The sequence below is a fragment of the Thermococcus waiotapuensis genome (assembly GCF_055384795.1).
The window spans coordinates 496,399-514,714 of the sequence record NZ_AP042429.1 but is presented as its reverse complement, the minus strand read 5'-3'; the positions used below and the strand labels follow the sequence as shown (position 1 = coordinate 514,714).

Sequence of the window (18,316 nt, the reverse complement as noted above, 5' to 3'; positions counted from 1 at the left end):
GAGAAGCCTTTCAAGAAAAGAGAAAGGGGCAGGTTCAGACCCCTTCCCCAGGTTCCAGTGTGTGCATATGGATCTTTTCCGTGTGCACTCCATGCCATAACCGGCTCCGGATTGCAGCGGTAGTGCCACACATCCCGCCGGAGGTTCTCCCGGTGGCCCTGGGGAGCATATCCCTGAGGCCCTCGAATATATTGAAGTAGACGCCCCAGTAGGACCTCGGAGAGCTCGCCTCAGTATTCGACCCGCTGTCTTTCTTCATCAGGATCTTGACCACCGACTCCCCGTAGGTGACGACGTAGACGTAGTCCCCCAGAATTCCGTAGTATCCAACACTCCTGTTCGGGTTGGTGTCTAACGGATATGAAGTGCCTTCCTTCCAGACGAGAACACCGGCAACCTTCATGCCTCTTCTCGGAACCATGAGTACTGCGTATCCGTCTTCCTCGCCCTTTATCTTCGCCCTCACCAGCCGAATTACAGAGCGTTCACCTGCGTCGTTTATGTCCCTTGATATATCCTCGACCCGTTCAAGTTCGGCCGAACTTCTGACCAGGAGCCATGGCCTATCAAAGATTCTCTCATCGATGAAGAGTCTCTGGCTCTTCGGCAAATTAAACACTGCCCTCCATCCGGCTCCAACAACCGTGACTGTGACGGTCTCGTTTGATACCTGGACGTCGCTCTCAAGTTCGCCCGGTATAGTGATAACCTCAGTTCCGTTGATGTACTGTACCCTGATGCTGGTGTTCACCGTGAAGTTAAGGCTCGCCTTTCCAACGTTGCCCCAGACGTCCGAGGCCATAACAATGAGTTCGTGCCACCCCTCGCCTATGCTCACTTTGGCGACCCAAACTCCATCAACGAATGCCAAGCTGTAGGGAATGCCGTCTATCTCGGCCCTAACCCAGGCTATCTCCGATTCATCCGTCACGTTGACCCTTATCTCAGTAACGTTCGACCCGTATACCGTGGCCTTTGGATAGAGTATGGTTATCTTCGGCGGTTCTGAGTCATGGATGTGGCCCGCATGGGCGAACAGGTTAACGACCTGGTGGAGATAGAGGGTCGTCATGTTGTAGCCAATGAGGCCCCTTATCACAACCGTCCTCAAGTAGGTCGCGTTTATCCAGCCCGTCTGCGAGCCTATTGCAAGATCCTCGCTCCAGCTTAGGAGGCTCCAGTTCCCCAAGCTAACGCTGAACACCTCGTCAAAGCCCTCCGTTGAGACGCTTACCGTGGAGAGAATCTCCGTGCTCCACTCTTCGAAGTCTCTCCTGAATGGCTCCCATGAGGTTGTGTTGTAGAAGCCAAAGTCCCTGCTGAAAGCATAGCTCTCGTTTTTGGCAAAGCTCACGTTGAGGTAGCCCCTAACGACTGCGCTAAGGTTGTTCACTCTGATGGTGTGCTCGCCGGCCCCGTTTATCCCCAGGGTAAAGGCGAAGAGTCTGCTCTCACCCGGTTCGATCACCGAAACGCTCCATGCCACCGGGCTCCCGTCGAGGTAGAGGGTGGCGTTGTAGGTTCCCGGAGCATCACCGAGGTTGGTCACGTTGAGGTAAACGGAGACGTTGAAGGGTATCACTCCCCACTCCGGGCTTATTCTCAGGCTAACTGCAAAGGAAGCCCCTCCGTAGACCCTGATCTGCCTGGTTACCGAGGCGTTGGCCCCTTCATCGTCCCATACAGTTAGGGTGACGTTGTAGACGCCTGGCTCTGTGAAGGTGTAGTCGACCCTAACACCATCAAAGGTCTCGTTGCCTATGCGCCAGAGGTACCTCACGACCTTTCCGTCGGGGTCGTAGCTCAGAGACCCGTCAAAGCTCACAGTCCCGTTCACCACGAGTGGCTCGCTGTAGCTTATCACCGGCACTGGCTTCCTGTTGCTCTTCAGGACGTAGAAGTCCGCCGTTCCGAGGTCGAGGATGTGGAGCTTTTCGCCCTCGATCCACTGGGCCACGGGCTCCTTCCCGTCGCTCCTCATAGCTCTCGTGTATCCCGTCACCGGGACGCTCATGTAAATCCAGCCAGAGCTTCTGATAAGCGGGATTACCTTTACAAAGCCCCTGCCTGTCTCGTTCGTGAAGTTAACCGACAGAACTGTGTAGTCCTCTCCGCTGGAGTCGAGTATCTTCTCCGGTATTCCATCCCTGTCGTCGTCAACCAGGAAGTCGAGCATGCCGTCGTCGTTGGCCGTGTTGTTGAAGGCCTTCAGGAGGAAGTGCGTCCTGACCTCCCTAATAAGAGACGTCTCGTTGCCGCCAAGCTCGTCGCTGTGCCTGAAGGTGGCGTTGTAGTAGGTGAAGTCGCCGGTTACCTCAACGCTCATTATCCAGGCAGCCGTTGAGCTCTCTCCGGGCCTTAAGTCGCCGAAGTTAATTGTGAGGCTGTTCGGAACCTTCCTGCCGTTAACGAGGGTTCCAAGTATCCTGAAGTCGATGTAGACGCCAGGATAGCTTGCCTTCTCTATCCTCGGCTGGGCCGAGGCTATGCGGAGGTTCTTGGCTACGCCGTAGCCGATGTTCTTGACCCTGACACCGAAGACGAAGGGAACCGGTGGTTCTTTCTCCGGCGTGTAGGGGTCATCACCGTAGACCTTCGGCGGGATAACGTAATCAAGCTCAAGCTGAGGAACGGGTTCGACCTCTATCAAAACGGGCCACGTCTCGTAGACGAGCGTCGTGTTGCCAACTTTAGCTGTTATGTTGGCCATAACGTAGTAGCGCGTCCTGAACTTCTCCGCCGCACCGACCTTCGGAATTATCAGCCACCTCATCTTCGCCTGCCCCTGGGGCGGCAGTGTGTCGCCGGTTAAACCGCTCTCCTCGTCGAGTCTGACAAAGAACCTGTCGTTGGCCGGCTTGCCCCCGCTGTCGAAGAAGAGCACGCTGACGTTGACGTTGCTAAGGCTGTAGTTGGCGTTGGTGTTCGTGAACTTCAGCGAGGCCCTGAAGGCCTGCCTCTCGAAGGTGAGCCTCTGCTCGATGGTTATGACGAGGTCAACGCACATGTGCAGTGTGTTCCCAGGATCGTCTCCGCCTCCGCCGTCGGTTAAGGCCCCCTCCTCACCAAGCTGAACGGCCCTGCATACCCTCCCTCCTGCCACGCTTCCGGCCTTCTCAAAGGCCTGGATGGAACAGGACGGACAGCTCTGCGTGCTTGAACCCCCGCCTGAGCTCCCGGGACTTCCCCCGCGGACGGTTGGTAGGCCTTCACACGTGAACCTGCCGACGCTGATCCCTCCTCCACCGTCGCCACCAACTCCAGGAGAGACATAGCTGTAGCCACCGAGGGAGCCGTAGTAGATGAGCTGCGCAACGCTGGGTTCCCCACTCTGCGGAGGTGCACAGTTGTTGTGCAACAGACAGACCCCGCAGTTTATGCCCGCCTGCGCCAGGTAGGGAGTCATGTCGCTCACGACCTTGTCTATGAGCTGGAAGATGTCAAGTGCTCCAACGACGCTTGACCCAACGCTTCCGAGCTTTGAAAGCACTCCCGAGACCAGGCTGGTCGCTATAGAAGTTACCTTCTCCCAGTCAACCGTTACCTGCCCGTCCGTCACGCTCACCGTTCCCATGGCGTAGACGTAGGTCGGGTTCTTAGTTATGGTCATTCCAAAGCCGACGATGTTGCCGCTGGAGTCCTTAACTACTGTGAGCTGGAAGGAGGATATCCGGTTGTAGACCTCCTGATACAGCAACGGGTCCGTGGCGAAGGGGGACGCCAGGAGCTGGGCGAGGTTGTTCTTGACTGAGTTGAATGTCTCAACGAAGTTCTCGTAGTTTTCTGGTGTGGGGTTCATGACCAGCCCGGCGTAGGCGTCGTAGAGGCTCTCCAGGTTATCCTGTGCCTCACCAGCTATGGTGTTGGCCAAGTTTGTGTCGTCTATCTCACCGAGGATGTCCCCTATAGCCTGGCCCAGGACAAGGAACCCTACCTTCCCCCCAACCAGTGCCAGGGACTTCAAGCAACCCTCACAGGTGGGCTTGACAACTATCTGGTGAACCTTCTGGGCCTCCAGGGTTATCTTTCCGGCCTCTTCAACGCATATAACTCCAGCTTTGAGCTTGAGCACGGTGGTCTCGTGGAAGCAGGGGTTCATCGGCGGCGAGCGCTGGTAGTAGATCCTCACAACGTAGGGAACGACGACGCTCTCCCCGGGCTTCAGCTCGTCTATCCTATCTACCGCGAACTCGACATCGATGTAGTGGCTCCCGCTGCTCTCAAAGGTGACGTTGAAGACCGAGACGTATGGGTGGGTGTTCGTAACTATGAGCTGGCCGCGGAGCTCCACAAAGCCTGCCTCTGCGAGCTTCTTGTAGTCCACGTAGACCTCAAGGTCGCCACCGGAGCTCGTTATCTCCGGCGCCGGGACGTGGGTGGAGTAGCCTATCTCGTGCCTGATTATGTAGACGTCCTCTATCGTTACTGGCACTACCTCCCACTCGACCTGGAGGATTGAGGGCATCAGCACAGCCGTTACGTTCTTCTCAGAGCCGGCCTCGACGGTTACCTTCCTGCTCACCGTGTAATAGCCCTCCTTCGAGACGAAGAGGGTGTAGTCACCTATCGGGACGTCGGTGAAAGTTATCGTGCCCTTCTCATCGGTATCTCCCTCGAAGTGGGCGTAGCCGTTGTAGAGGACAACTTTTGCACCGCCGAGCCTCGTGGCGTTGGGATCCATAGCTATGACTGTGACAGCTCCGGTGGCGTTCGGCGTCACTGTGATCCTGAGCGGAATGATAACATCGCGGTAGTTGGAGGAGCCCACCTTTATTCTGCCCTCGAAAGTTCCAGTTAAGTTCGAGGGTGGCACTATGTAGAGGGCTATGCTCTCGGCTCCCTTAGGAGCAAGCTGAGCGAAGTTGCTCGTTACTTTAACCCAGCTGATGGAGCTCTCAACGGTAACGTTCCTAAGCGTCTCGAAGCCGACGTTCTTTATGGTTATGCTCCTGCTCGCGGTCTCTCCAGTGACTACTCCAACCTCAAGGGCCCCCGGCTCAACGACGATTATCGGTTCGGGCGGGAGAACGATAAAGTTCAGCGTGAGGTTCCTCTCTATGGTCAGGCCGAGCTGGGTCGTTCTGAAAGTTATCGTCGCCGTTCCGTTCACGGCGTTATTGCTCGAGAGGGCAACCTCAACCATGTTAACGCCGGGCCTCAGGGTCAGGATCGATGGGATGGTGAGGTTTAGCCATGCCGGAGCGCTCACGGAAACGGAGACGTTGGACTCTTCCCAGTAGTTCACGAGGGTTATCTCGATCTTCCCGCTGAACTCCCTCGTGACCCTGAGGGCGTAGACGTCCGGTCTCACGCTTATGCCCACTATGTCGAACTCGGCGTCCCTCTCAAGGGTCAGGACTCTCGGGTGTGTCGCGCTCACGACGAAGTGGCCCGCTTCCCCTGGATAGGGCCTGAAGGTCAGTCTGAAGTGGCCGGTTCCGTCTGTCATGACGGCGTACTCCCTCACGAAGTCGCCCCTCGCTATTGCAACTCTCACCGTAACGTTCGGGAGCAGTCCACTGGCGTTGTAGGCGAAGCCTTCGATGGTGATCTCTTCACCGGCCTCAAAGACCCTACCAACGGTGACGTTGGCGTTGTAGGGAGGCTCTTCCGTTGAAACGGTGGCTACCCTCGTGAAGTCTCCAACGTCGGTTCTGACCGTTGCTTTGATGGCCATCTCCTTCGGCGCGTCGGCCGGGACAACGTAGTCGAAGGAAGCGGAGAAGGAAAGGTTCGGCGGGACGGTTATTGAGAAGCTCCTCTCCATCCCGAGAACGCTAACGGCCCTGACGGTAAGTGGAGCAGTTCCCGTGTTCCTGAATGTTACGTAGACCTTTGCCCTTCCACCCTTGACAAAGCCCTCGGTGGAGAGCATTACTGGGTTCGCCACGGGGTCCCTGACCTGGATCTCTTTAATGGTAACTATTCCACCAAGCCTGAAGGTCAGGTTGTAGGTTCCCCTTCCCCCAGGAACGACCCGGTAGCTCAGGGTCGCGCTCTTGCCTGGCATTAGAACTGGCAACAGCGAAATGGGCTCCCCTGTGGCGTTCCCGAGCTTTAGCGTTGCAGTTGAAGTATCGAGCGGTGCCGAGCCGTGGTTGGTCAGCTTTACCTCCACCAGCGTCGGGAGACCGGTTCTCGGGCTGTGCACGGTGATCTCTGGGGCCCCGGCCTCGGTCGGTCCCACGGGGAGGAGCACCTCGGTCGAAGAGCCGCGGACGGTAAGCGAAGCCCTCAGAGAGCCGAGGCCCTCTGGAACGGTCGCAACAAAGGTCTCGGTGGTGTTGCCAGGTAAGAGTTCGACCCCCCTCTCAAGCCGCTCAATAACGTTTCCGAAGGTATCCACCAGCTCAAGGGCCAGCCTTCCGGTGGCGGCGCCGTCGTAGTTCTCAACTGTGACTTTGATGGAAGCGGGATAGCTGGTCACGAGCTTTCCAGGCGTTATGGTCAGCCTCGCCGGGAAGAGGTAGGCTGGCTCGCTCTCGAAGCCGGCGAAGTCGACCGCGGTTACGCTGTAGTTGAGGCTTCCCGAGTAGAGGTCGCGGAAGCGGGTAACCTCAACGGGCTCGTCGTTTAACCTGACTCCATCGCGGTAGACGTAGTAACCAGCTATGTCGGAATCCCCGCTGGGGAGCCAGCTCAACTCGACGTAGGAGCCGTTGAGCCTGACCGTTAAACCGCCCGGCGGGTGCGGGATGCCATTAACTGTGAAGGTAACCCTCAGCTCGGCTTTGTTGCCGGCCTTATCCACCGCCTTAACCTCGAGAGTGTAAGTTCCGTCCACCTGTATGGCCTTTCCAGTGAAGGGCCTTCCGTTGACCGTTACCGTGTAGTTCTCCAGGTTCTCGTCAATGACCTCAACGCCCGGAACCACTCTCCCGTTGTAAGGCGCTCCATCCGTGACGTTCGTCCTTATCTCCGGTGCCTTCCTGTCGAGGACGAAGCTCCAGGCGTAGGTCCTGTAGTTCCCTGCCCCATCGTATGCCGTGGCCACCGCCGTGTAGTTCCCGTCCTGGAGAGGCGTCGAGTTCTGGAAGACCAGCCAGCCGTAAATGAAGGCTGATGAGCCGTTGACCGGGTTCCCGTTGAGGTAGAGCCCGAGCTCGCTCCTGAGCAGGTCAACCCCTGAACCGTCGTCCCATAGGAGAATTCCAACGGCGGGCTCGTTGGTGAAGCTCCCGTTGGCCGGGTAAAACTGGACAGGGTAGGGGGCTTTCTCGTCGATTATCGTCACTGATACGTTCTTCTCGTTGTTGGTCTCGTCCAGTTCGCTGACCTCCTTGAATGGATCAGCAACCGCCCTCAGGGTGTAGGTGCCATAGCGGGCCTTCCAGGCGTTGGTGAAGGTCAGGGTTACGTTTTCCCCTCCACCCAAGCCGCGGACGAGTTCCACGGCGACGAGCGTGCCGTTTGCGTATATCCCGACGTGGAAGGGAAGCATCGTTGTGCTTCCCATGTTCTTGATGGTAACCGTGAAGTTGATGTAAGCCCCAACGACCTCGCTTCCTGAGTAGGCGAATGAAGTAACGACCAGATCCGGAGCAGGGACGGTGACCTGGACGGCAACCTCGTTGTTCGTCTCGTCCCACTCGCGGATGACATCTTCCGGATCAGCCACCGCCGTGAGGTTGTAGCTTCCGGAGTCGGTCGTCCATGCCACAGTGACGTTCTTCTCTTCGCCGGGGGCTATGCTCGGGGCGTAGGCCCTCCCGAGGATTTTTACTCCATTGCGAATCACAATAAAGAACGCTCCTGTCTCGTAGTCGCCGGTGTTCCTGAGGGTAACCGTTGCGCTGGCCGTTTCACCGGAGTAAGTGAAGTTCCCCGGCGAGAGCGAGACTACCTTTATGTCCGGCGCCCTAACGTGGACAGAAATAGAGTACTCGTTGTTGGTCTCGTTGACCTCTACAACGTAGTTCCCCGAGTCTGCAATGGCCTTCAGCGTTGAATCGCCCGGATAGGGCCTTATCCAGACGGTAACGTTCGCCTCGCCTCCGGCGGGGAGAGAGCCAACCCATGCCCATCCGAGATATCTGCCGTCCTGGTAGACCACAACCGGGAAGCCCCTCCCGATGTCCTGGTTTCCGACGTTTCTAACGGTTATGTTTACCAGGAAGAAAGCATTGGCGTGCATCTCCGGGGTGCTTATGGAGGTAACCACGATGTCGGGCAGTTCGATAGTAACTTCAGTGTTGACCTCGTTGTTCGTTTCGTCGCTCTCCGGGATGTAGTTCCAGGGATCAACGACGAGCTTCACCTCGTGGGTTCCGCCGACGTTGAAGCGCCAGGAGATTGTTTTTTCAACGGTCTTGCTATCCATAAGCGAGCTGACCCAGACCTCCCCCTTGAACTCCCCGTCTACATAGAGGGCCACGTAGAAGCCCCTATAGGTGTCTCCGGCGAGGTTCGTGACGTTCACGCGGTAGGTGAGGTAGCCCTTCGCCAAATCAGCCTGAACCCACTCGTAGGAGCTTATCGTTAAGTCGGGGGGCTCGATGTAATAGCTGCAGGAAACCTCGTTGTTGCTCTCGTCGGATTCTATTATCCCGTTGCCCGGATCGGCCTTTACGGTAATCAATACCTCCCCAACTCTATCGGCGTACCACCTGAAGTTCAGCCCAACTGACCCGTTTGCGCCGATGCCGTAGACGGTTCTGTAGTAGAGTTCCCCGCTGATGTTGAAGAGCACGCTGAAGGGCCTGTAGAGGGCCTGGCCGAGGTTCCTTAGAGTGACGTTTACGTCGACCCACTTTCCGTAGGCGAGCTCACCGACGCTCAGGTTCTCGAGCTCGAAGTCCGGCGTCCCGATCGAGCCTAAGTATGCCGTGTACTCGTTGTTGCTCTCGTTGAGCTCGGGAATGTCGTTGTAATAGTCCACGATTACCTTAACCGTCAGGTTGCCTGGCCTGGCGTTGTACCACGTCCACGTGAGGGTCTTTGTGGCGTTTGGGTCAAAATACCAGTCGGATGGATACGCCCAGCCGTAGGCTATCCTGCTCGTTCCGTTCCAGATCTCTAACCTCGTCGAGAAGCTCCTGTAGAAGGCCTGCCCGAGGTTCGTGGTGTAGACCGTAAACCTGACGTTCTCACCCGAGGTGAAGTTGTAGGGTTCCCACGTCACGCCGAGGGGCTGGAGTTCCGGCAGTCCAAAGGACGTCTGGAAGGTTCTCCTGTTGTTATCCTCGCGGCCCTCGGCCCACCAGTTGGATCCGTCGACAATGACCGTTACGTCGTGGCTTCCCGGGTCGGGGTAGTAGTAGAGGGTCACGGTTTTGGTCTCACCCCTAGCAAGACCACTTATCAAGTCTGAGGACTCGTAATGGTCATCCTCGTAGAGGAAAACGGCGAGTGTGCCTCCGAAGTCCCCACCGAGGTTTGTCACGTTCACCCTTATCTCGTAACCCTTCCAGAGGTAGGCCGAGCCGTTGAGAACCTCACCGGGAACAGAGAGTCCCGTTATCGCGAAGTCGGGCTTCTCAAGGGTGAAGCTCACCGAGTCAACGTTGTTGCTCTCGTTCAGCTCCGCCCAGGTGTTTGAGTGGTCGAGTTTTACTGTTATGGTGTTCAGGCCGCCCTGGGCATTGATCGTTGCCGTCCTTGTCAGGTTTCCTCCCGGTGGAATCAGCCCATAAAGGGTGAAGTACGATTGAGATCCCCCAACCTCCGTCGTGTGATTCAGGTGCACGGACAGTCCTGGGCCCCCAGTGCCGTTGAAGGTGGCGTTTCCCCTGTTGAACACCACCACCGTTACGATAACGTTATCCCCAGCTTTAAAGCCCTCGGAGAGGATCAGCCCTGGCACGAAGTCGGGATAGCCGGTGGTGTAGTTGAAGACCTTGGAGTTATCCGAAGAGGCCTCGGCTATTCTGCCATTCGAGTTCACCGTAACGTTAACTGTGCCCCCGGGCGGGTACACAACCACGGAGAACTGCAGTAAAGCGCTCTCCCCGCTCTCAAAGAGGTTCCCAACGGTGTACCTGTTGATGTAGCTGGTGTAAGTGCCCCATGGCAGTTTGAAGAGGACCGGTACGGAATATTGCGTAACGTTGTATGGCGCCCCCAGGTTTGTAATGTTCACTTTAAAGATAACGTAGCCAACGGTGTTGGTGGGCATGCTCACGTTTGTTACAACAAAATCAGGAAGGGGCACGCCGATGGGGAATTTGTACTCGTTGTTGCTCTCGTTCAGCTCGGGAATGTAGCTGTAAACGTCCGCCTTGAACGTGAGGTTGTAGCTGCCACCGTTGAGGATCGGCCTAAGGATCACCCACTTGCTCTCGTTTTCGGCAAGGCCGCCTGAGATATACTCAGAATCATCACCCAGCGCCCCCCTTGTTCCAACGTAGAAGCCCCCTGTGAAGGACTTCCCCATGTTCTTCACCGTTACGTTGAAGGTGGCTTCGCTTCCTGCAATCCCATCGAAGTTCAAAAGCGTGACCTTCGTTATCACTAAGTCTGGACCGCTCACAAAAACGGTCTTTGTCAGCTCGTTGTTGTCCTCGTTCAGCTCGGGAATGTAGTTGTACGGGTCAACGATAACCGTTAGGTTTATCTCACTGACATAAGAAGGCGTCCACCCAAGAGAAACCCTGGTGGAACCGTTGACCGTCGTGTAGGCGTAGCTCTCGTAATAGTCGTTCTCGTAGAGGTTCACCCTGACGTTTCCGGCATAGCAGCCGCCGAGGTTTTCGATGGTGGCATTCACTTGGTAGGTGTTTCCGGTGGAGACGTTCGCCGGGACTTCAATGGATGAGACTGTGAAATCAGGTTTTTCGTAGGTTCTTGATACGGGAACTGTGAGGGAGTTGTCGCTCTCATTTGACTCCACGACTTTTTCGTAGGGGTCAATCTCTATCCTGACTCCCGTAACGTTGCCCGGCTTCACATCTAAGCCCAGGGTTACCTCTTTAGTCTCTCCAGCGTTCAGCGAGATCGTCTTGAGGTAGCTCACCGTTGTGTTGTCCCCGTAGAGAACCGAGGCCCTTACATCAACCCAGCTCCAGTTAGCCCCTCCATCGTTGGTGACGTTGACCAGAATGAGCGCCCTCTCACCGAGACAATCGGGGAGTCTGATCGTGTAGTTAGCTATCCTGAAGTTGGGCAGTGGGAGGTTGTATTCCCCGAGGAAATAGGCGTTGTTCGTTTCGTTGATGTCCAAGTCTGCCCTCACAACAAGTGCGAGGTTATAGTTCCCTCCTTGGGCGAACCAGCTTACCCTTCCAGAGGCGGTACCGTTTTTGAAATCCTTCCCGTAAAGATTCCACCGTCCCTCGACCTTTCCGTCCCGCAGGAGCTCAACCACTGCGCGGGGGTTCTTCGATGTGCTCCTGACCGTGAAGTTGATATCCACCCACTTGCCAGGCGTGACCTCTCCGATGGTCGCGCTCTCCACCCAGTAGTCCCCTGGCCATATCCCGAGCTCCGCTATGTTATCACCCCTGTAGGGGTCGTCAAGAACTTCCTCATCGTCCGCTATGATCTTCACATAGTACTCCCCCAGGGGGAGGGTAACCGAGACGTTTGTGCTTCCCCCCTCAGGCATTCCCGAGACCTCAACACGTTTTACCGTCGGAGAACCAGAGGGAACCTTCAGCTCGAAGCTTTTGCCCGCGGCCTTTTCGAAGCCGACGGTCTCCCCGGTGACCTTGGAGTAGTAGCCGGTGAAGAGGTCATAGCTATATGAGGAATACTCAAGCAGGCGGTAGCTCCACCTTATTGTCCCGTTGGCGAAGATGACCACCTGGAAGTTCAGGGGGTTTGAGAGGGAGTTCCTGTCCCGGTATGTTGAACCGAACCACTCAACCACCACCCTGTCAGGAAAGCCGACCACGAGCAGATAGCCGTTCCTGGTATCGAGGTCGTCATCGAGGGCGAATATGATGTCGCTCGTGGAGTAGTCTGCATCCATGTGCACACCAAAGGCTCCACCAAAATTCGGTTCCTCCCACTTGCCGAGCAGCTCAATGTAGCCGTTTGTACTGACCGAGATGTTGGTTATGCTCCTCCCGAAGAAGTTCAGCTTGAACGGAAGTTTGTAGATTAAGTAGCTGTCGTCACACCTTAGAACCGCGCTCCCGTTCTCGATGTAGTCCCCGTCATCTGCAACCACCGCATCTTTGAGGTACTCCGTGATGTTTACCCACTTGAAAGACACCTCCACTGCAGGAGGTGGGCCCATGGGGGTGAAAACCTCGAATGTGACGTTGAAAGGCCCGCTGGCCCCTCCATAGTTTTTCAGCGTGGCGTTGATGATGATGTCCCCCCCTGAAACCTTATAAGCGGTATCCACGATCCCAACATCCGCGGCCTCTTCAGCCTGAGCGTGGACCATTCTCACCTTAACGGCCCAGGGAGGCACCATTGATGTCAGCAGGACAACAAGGAGGAGAAGGGCCATCGTTCTTTTCAACTTTCCTCCCTCCCGCTCCTCTCATTTTTGAGGCTTTTCTCGACCTGCATGACAAAGAAGGACTCCTCGGCTTGGAGAGCCTTAATTATGGTCTCCCTGTCAATGCCCGTCGTTTCATGTATGTACTCCACGAGCTCGCGTCTTATCTCCCTGAGCATTACAACACCCCCGGTGAGTGCCTCAGGGAGAAAGCCAGTTCATAGCTTGGTCGTGTTAGAAAAGTTTCATCTGCTCCAAACTCCCCTCCAAAGTAACCCGGCCCCCTGGAGGGGGCAGTGTTGGGATCTCCCATCAATACCACCAGAGAAGAATACTCCAAACCTCTACTTACCATTTCGGTTTGACAAAAATTATCAAAGCCGACATCCAGTCGAGCATCGGTCACTTCACAGTGAAGCCAGAGAAGCTACGTGCAACCGGCGAGCGAGCAGGTAAGCTGAGCGATATTGCTCATTTAGGAGCAAAAAAGGGAAAGACACGGGGATTCACCTTTTCCACCAAGGCCTTCCAGGGAGTGACTCCCTTTAAAGGGCTATCGGGAGAAAAAGTAAAGGCCTTCAAAGCCACCTTGGCTTGAGCCCTGCCCAGGTGCGCATCTTTTCATAGGCAATGATGCGCGGTATGTTCCTGGCCTCCTTCGGCCCCGGGTTCTTCATGTAGAAGGCGTTGACCTCGTAAACCGTTCCAAACTCCTTCCTGTCAACGGCCATCTTTCCAAGCCTGACGAGGTCGACGAGGAGACCGGCCAAAGCCGGGCTGTCGTTTATCCTCCCGGTTACGACGAGCTCGTCGTGGGCACCGTTGAAGGAGACGTATTCAATGTGCATCGCTATGAACTTCTTATCGTCGAGCGGCTCAAGGTAACCGGTGGGCTTGATGTAGTGCGGGGCGTTGTAACCGAGCAGATCCTCAACAACGCTCGACTTCGTGAACTCCTTGCTCCTGTTCCTCTCCTGGTCTGTCAGGGCGAGGAAGTCCTGGTTTCCGCCGATGTTGAACTGCGCTATATCTAAGACGTAGCGGTTCCTCTGGGCGAGGTGGCTGAGTATGTCAGCTGTGAGCGGCGTTGCACCGGTCGCTCCATCGTCACCGAAGACAACGAGGTTGCTCTCCTTCGCGAGCTCAACGTAGACGGGGTCGTTGGCTATTAAAGTGGGAATCGCGTTGACGAAGGCCGCCCCTCCAACCTCCCTGGCGTACTTTGCCGCAGCATAGACATAAACCTGAGTTGCCGTGAGCCTGTCCTTTCTGTCCCCGGCAATGGCCTTCTCGAGCTCTTCCCTGCTATTGAAGGGGACAAAAGCCTCGGTGGTGCAGACGTTGACGAAGACGTCAGGCCTGAGCTCCTTCCACTCGCTGACGAGCCTCTCAACGGCCTCCTCGAGGGTCATCTCGTCGTCGAGGCCTGTAGCTTTGAGCGGGAGGTTTCTCAGGCTCCTCAGGTGGACGCCCTTCCTGACGGTTATCCCCCTGAGGCTCTCCGGGGCTTCCGGGTCGTAGGCTTTAACAACTTCGTAGAGGTCTTTTCCTACTTTACTCGCGTCTACGTCGTAGGAGCCCACTATCTCTATGTCCTTGATTTTAATCGGCAGCTCATCGGTAAGTGGCACACCGTAGGGCTCAATCTTTCCTGCCTTTATCTTCTCCAGCCCGCTCGCGAAGATGCTGGCAACGTAACCCTGTCCGAGTATGACAACCCTGACCATTCCCTACACCTCCTTTATTGGGGTAGGATATTTTACAGTGGTTAAATAGTTTTCGCTCATGAAACTTTTTTGCTATCAGATAACGGGCAGGAGGACCAGGTTCGCCGGAATTGCGAGTATCATCGCCTCCCCAACATCACCTTTTTAAGCGCGTTTTAAGTCCGTGTTACGGTGGCCACGGGATGCGCGTCGCTGTGCTGTATTCGGGGGGAAAAGATTCCAACTACGCCCTCTACTGGGCGCTCAAGCATGGGTTTGAGGTTAAGTACCTTGTCAGCATGGTGAGCGAGAGGGAGGACAGCTACATGTACCACGTCCCGAACATCCACCTCACCGAGCTCCAGGCCAAAGCCATAGGGATCCCCCTCGTCAAGGGCTTCACGAGAGGCGAGAAAGAGAAAGAGGTAGAGGACATGAGAGCGGTTCTCGAGGGGTTAAAAATTGATGGCGTCGTTTCAGGGGCCCTGGCGAGCGAGTATCAGAAGGAAAGGGTTGATAAGGTTGCTGAAGAACTTGGCCTTGAGAGCTTTGCACCCGCATGGCACCGCGATCCCGTTAGTTACATGCGCGAGCTCGTTGGGATTTTTGACATTGTTATGGTCGGTACCGCCGCCTACGGCCTCGACGAAAGCTGGCTCGGGAGGAGAATTGACGATAAAGCCTTGGGAGAGCTGATCAAACTCCACGAGAAGTATGGAATTCACATAGCTGGGGAAGGCGGAGAATTCGAGACCTTCGTGAGGGATGCTCCCTTCTTCAAGGCGAGGATAGTCTTTGACGAAGTCGAGATGAAGTGGAACGGGTGCAACTACTCGGGCGTTTTGGAGGTAAAGAGGGCGCACCTGGAGCCTAAGTAACCGAGCAATGAAGAGATTCCGGGCAGGATCGGGAGTAACCGATAGTTCCGCTCTAACTTTTGGCACCCTCCTCTTCTCCCGCGAAGAGGGCCCAGAACGTTGCCATTGAAATGCCGTAGAGGGCACCAGTCAGCAGGAAGGGCAGGGTAAGAGAGCGGTCGAATATGAGGCCTCCGAGGTATTGACCGAGCCCGAAGGTGGCGGTCCATGCGAGATCCCTAAGGGCTAAGGCGTTGGAGCGCTCCTCCGTTGAGAAGAACCTCATCAGGAAGGCGTCCCATATGGGGTTGACGATGTTCATGAGGATTGTCCTGACCATGTATACCAGCGCCGCTAAGGGAAAGGTCGGGAGGAAGGGCATCCCAGCTATGAGGAGCGTTGCACCCCCGTTGAAACCCACTATGGTCTTCACGCTCCCCATCCTATCCGCTACAGCCGGAAGGAGGAACATCCCGAGCCCCATGACGAACTGCTGGATTGCAAAGAGGCTCCCGATGCTCTCAAGGCCGGTGCCAAAGCGTTTGTTAAACCACAGGCCCACGTAGGGAATGGTCACTCCCGCGCCAAGGCCGATGAGGGCGTTCGGAAGGGAAAACCTGAGGATCTTTACGGCAGTTTCTCTCATGAAAGCTATCCTCTTTCCCTCCCTTTTGATTATCGGGCGAACGAGCGATATTAGGCCCATCTGTATGAATATGAACGCCGTGGAGAGGAGCAACGTCTCCTTGTAAGGGGAACCACCGCTGAAAACTCCCGGTAAGAAACCACCCAGGAGGGTTCCGAAGGCCGCCCCGAAAGTCCCCACGGCGGAGTTAAGGGAAAAGAGGTAGTGTCTGTTCTCATTGCTCGCTTCCTCGCTCAGGAGGGAGATCAGGGCTGGCCCCTCGAGGGCCGTGGCAACGCCGAGGAGGACCGAGGCCACCATTAAGAATCCCAGCTCGGGCAGGAAGACCTGGATGAGCCTTCCGGAGGCGAAGAGGGAGAGCGCCAGCAGGATGCTCCGCCTGTGCCCGATCCTGACGATTATGGATCCGGAGAACAGGAGCAGCGCAGCCTGGGCGGCTGTTGAGACCGAGAAAATGAAGCCCATCCTTGAGTAGTCCATTCCCAGGGATTTGAAGTAAAACGGGACTATGAATCCGGCCATATTGCCCCCTAACCAGCCAAAAAAGGAGTAAATCACGATTAGATAAGCGTCGCGGCCGAAGGAAGCGTAGGATCTCATGGTTCCCCGTGGGGAGAGTCCGTTTATAAACTTGTCGAAACGCTCAGATCCGCGGCAGCGACAGCTATTTATTCTTTCTCACAAAATTTCCGCGGGTGGTCCCATGAGGAACTCCCATCTTTTGGCGGGAATTCTAGCTCCAATTGTGGGGTTGGGTGGCGTTTTTGCGGCCATCGTGATAAACCGCAGCTGGTGGAGGCTCACGGAGAACGCGATAAGCGATATGGGGAGGGTTGGCCTGAAGTACAACTGGGTGATGAACGCCTCCCTGGTTCTGGCCGCGCTTCTCGGCATATACTACGCGACCTGGCTTATCAAGAGGAGCAGAAACGCCCTGGAAAGGGCCGGGATTGTAATCTTTGCCATCGGCCTGGCTTTTCTTACAGCTATAGGAGTCTTCCCGGAGGGGACTTCGCCCCACTACTACGTCAGCTGGGCCTTCTTTCTGACGGCAAGCCTCGGACTGCTCATGGCTGGAGCTGGCATGGGAATTGCTGGAAACAGGGAAATCCTCTACTCCACAATAGCGATATTTGCACTCGCATGGATCCTCGCCCTCTGGGCCAGGAGACACTTCAGGGGCGTTGCCGTGGCTGAGTTCATAGGGGTTTTCGCGATAGTCTGCTGGCACTACCTGGTGATGTTGAGAGTCGCGTCTGCGGAAGCGACAGCGTAAGCTTCAAAAAGAGAGCCGTCAGGCCCTTTCCAGCGTTACTTCGGCATGGCTCCTCGGGTCTTCCCATACTCTGACCTTTATCTTTCTTACGTTTTCCCCGGCCTTCTCAGCTATTCTTTCTGCAAACCACTCGGCAATGTACTCCGCAGTAACGTTTGGCCTGTTGAGGACGACTACCTCATTTTCCGGAAGCTCTATCCTCTTCCCGTTCTTCTCTATTATAAGCTTTCCTTCTCCCCTCTGGGAGACCCACTCCTCGCTTACCAGGATTCTGTGATCGAGGAGCTTCACGAGGTTGCTGAGGTGGTTGAAGTCGAATATCATGCCGTTCTCGTTTAGCTCGCCCCATATTTCCACGTCAACGTTGTAGGTGTGGCCGTGTATGCGGAGGCACTTGCTCTCGTAGGGCAGGGCAAGAAAGTGAGAACTATCAAAGTCCTTGTGCCAGCTTATCTTCCTCTCGCTCACTTTGAAGGCCATCTTCCCCACCGGGAGGACTTGGGCCAGGTCATTATAACTCTTACTGCACAAAAATGGTTCAGCAGGTAACGTGGAATATCGCCAGAACCCTTTTCTTCCCGCTCTCCTCGCTGAAAACCTTCACCGCTTCGCCAGTCGGGAGTTCTATGACCTCCTTCCCCTCAGCCAGCTTTCTGCTCTCGGGGAGAAGGGAAAGCTTCCCGTACATGCCGGTTCCAACGAGCAGCAAGTCGAAATCCTCGGTAAGGTATTCCTTTAGCTCCTCTGGATCAAGTCTGTGGCTGGTACCGTGTTTCTCCTTGCTTACCCACTTCTTCCGTCTTTCAACTCTCCCGCTTGGATAAACCACAATATCGTGACCATAGGCGTCTCCTTCCACGGTTATCCTGCCAAAGGAGGGGTACTCAACCCTCAAGGCCAATCCCTCCAAGGGCATCCCTCAGAATTTCTCCGTGATCAAAGGCCAGGGGGAGCTTCAAAGCCTCATCCACGGGAAACACAAAGACTTCCCCGGCATCGTCACCGGCCTTCAGTTCTCCTTCTCCAACGCAGAGAAAGGCCACGGTAACTGTGTGTCCCCGGGGATCCCTTTTCGGATCGGAGTAAACCCCAACCAGCTTAATTGGCCTAACGTTCAAACCTATCTCCTCTCTGGCCTCCCGCACAACCGCCTGCTCCACGGTTTCTCCGTACTCCACGAAGCCCCCGGGGAGGGCATAGTGACCTTTGAAGGGCTCGTTCTTTCTTTTAATGAGAACGATGCCGTTGTTGTAGATTATGACGGCATCAACGGTGAGACCAATGCAGCGGTGAAGCTCTGCCCTGAAGCCATGCCTTTCGGCAAGCCGCTTAACTTCCTCGGCGAAGGGCCCTATCTCGGCACCGTCCGGTGCCTTGACGACCAGGACGTGTCTTTCCATATCAACCACCTCGGGGAAGTCCCTTCTCATCACCGTTCAGCGT

Annotated in this window: 9 protein-coding genes; 2 read left to right on the top strand and 7 right to left on the bottom strand. The window is 55.8% G+C overall.

The window, feature by feature from the left end:
- Window positions 1-34: 34 nt before the first annotated feature.
- From ACZ47M_RS02830 to ACZ47M_RS02820, 3 genes are all read right to left on the bottom strand, one after another.
- Entirely contained in the window at window positions 35-12,409 is a 12,375-nt protein-coding gene (locus ACZ47M_RS02830; protein WP_315339836.1) for a CARDB domain-containing protein, read from the bottom strand.
- Complete coding sequence (locus ACZ47M_RS02825; protein WP_315339833.1) at window positions 12,406-12,567, bottom strand: hypothetical protein; 162 nt, start codon at window positions 12,565-12,567, stop codon at window positions 12,406-12,408. The genes ACZ47M_RS02830 and ACZ47M_RS02825 overlap by 4 nt, the downstream gene beginning before the upstream one ends.
- A 399-nt stretch (window positions 12,568-12,966) precedes the next feature.
- Window positions 12,967-14,115: an inositol-3-phosphate synthase gene (locus tag ACZ47M_RS02820; RefSeq protein ID WP_315339831.1), complete on the bottom strand. Its 1,149-nt coding sequence runs from the start codon at window positions 14,113-14,115 to the stop codon at window positions 12,967-12,969.
- 182 nt (window positions 14,116-14,297) lie between these two features.
- On the opposite strand from ACZ47M_RS02820, the gene ACZ47M_RS02815 reads away from it, so the two are divergent.
- Window positions 14,298-14,972 carry a diphthine--ammonia ligase gene (locus ACZ47M_RS02815; RefSeq protein WP_315339827.1) on the top strand — a complete coding sequence of 225 codons (675 nt, stop codon included), beginning with the start codon at window positions 14,298-14,300 and terminating at the stop codon, window positions 14,970-14,972.
- 52 nt (window positions 14,973-15,024) lie between these two features.
- On the opposite strand, the gene ACZ47M_RS02810 is transcribed toward ACZ47M_RS02815, so the two are convergent.
- A complete protein-coding gene (locus ACZ47M_RS02810; protein WP_315339824.1) occupies window positions 15,025-16,197 on the bottom strand; it encodes an MFS transporter in 1,173 nt (390 codons plus the stop codon).
- Window positions 16,198-16,300: 103 nt separating this feature from the next.
- Between ACZ47M_RS02810 and ACZ47M_RS02805 the strand changes: the two genes are divergently transcribed.
- The gene (locus ACZ47M_RS02805) at window positions 16,301-16,873 is read left to right on the top strand and encodes a DUF998 domain-containing protein (protein ID WP_315339822.1); all 573 of its coding nucleotides are present in this window, start codon (window positions 16,301-16,303) and stop codon (window positions 16,871-16,873) included.
- A gap of 18 nt (window positions 16,874-16,891) precedes the next feature.
- Here ACZ47M_RS02805 and ACZ47M_RS02800 read toward each other — a convergent pair whose 3' ends face one another.
- The 3 genes from ACZ47M_RS02800 to ACZ47M_RS02790 are packed head-to-tail and all read right to left on the bottom strand — an operon-like array spanning window position 16,892 to window position 18,303.
- Window positions 16,892-17,353, bottom strand: a complete 462-nt coding sequence (locus ACZ47M_RS02800) for a 6-carboxytetrahydropterin synthase (RefSeq protein ID WP_315340920.1) — start codon at window positions 17,351-17,353, stop codon at window positions 16,892-16,894.
- A gap of 58 nt (window positions 17,354-17,411) precedes the next feature.
- The gene (locus ACZ47M_RS02795) at window positions 17,412-17,768 is read right to left on the bottom strand and encodes an Mth938-like domain-containing protein (protein ID WP_315339819.1); all 357 of its coding nucleotides are present in this window, start codon (window positions 17,766-17,768) and stop codon (window positions 17,412-17,414) included.
- Window positions 17,758-18,303, bottom strand: a complete 546-nt coding sequence (locus tag ACZ47M_RS02790; RefSeq protein WP_394356270.1) for an NUDIX domain-containing protein — start codon at window positions 18,301-18,303, stop codon at window positions 17,758-17,760. Before ACZ47M_RS02790 ends, ACZ47M_RS02795 begins: the two co-directional genes overlap by 11 nt.
- Between the last annotated feature and the right edge of the window lie 13 nt (window positions 18,304-18,316).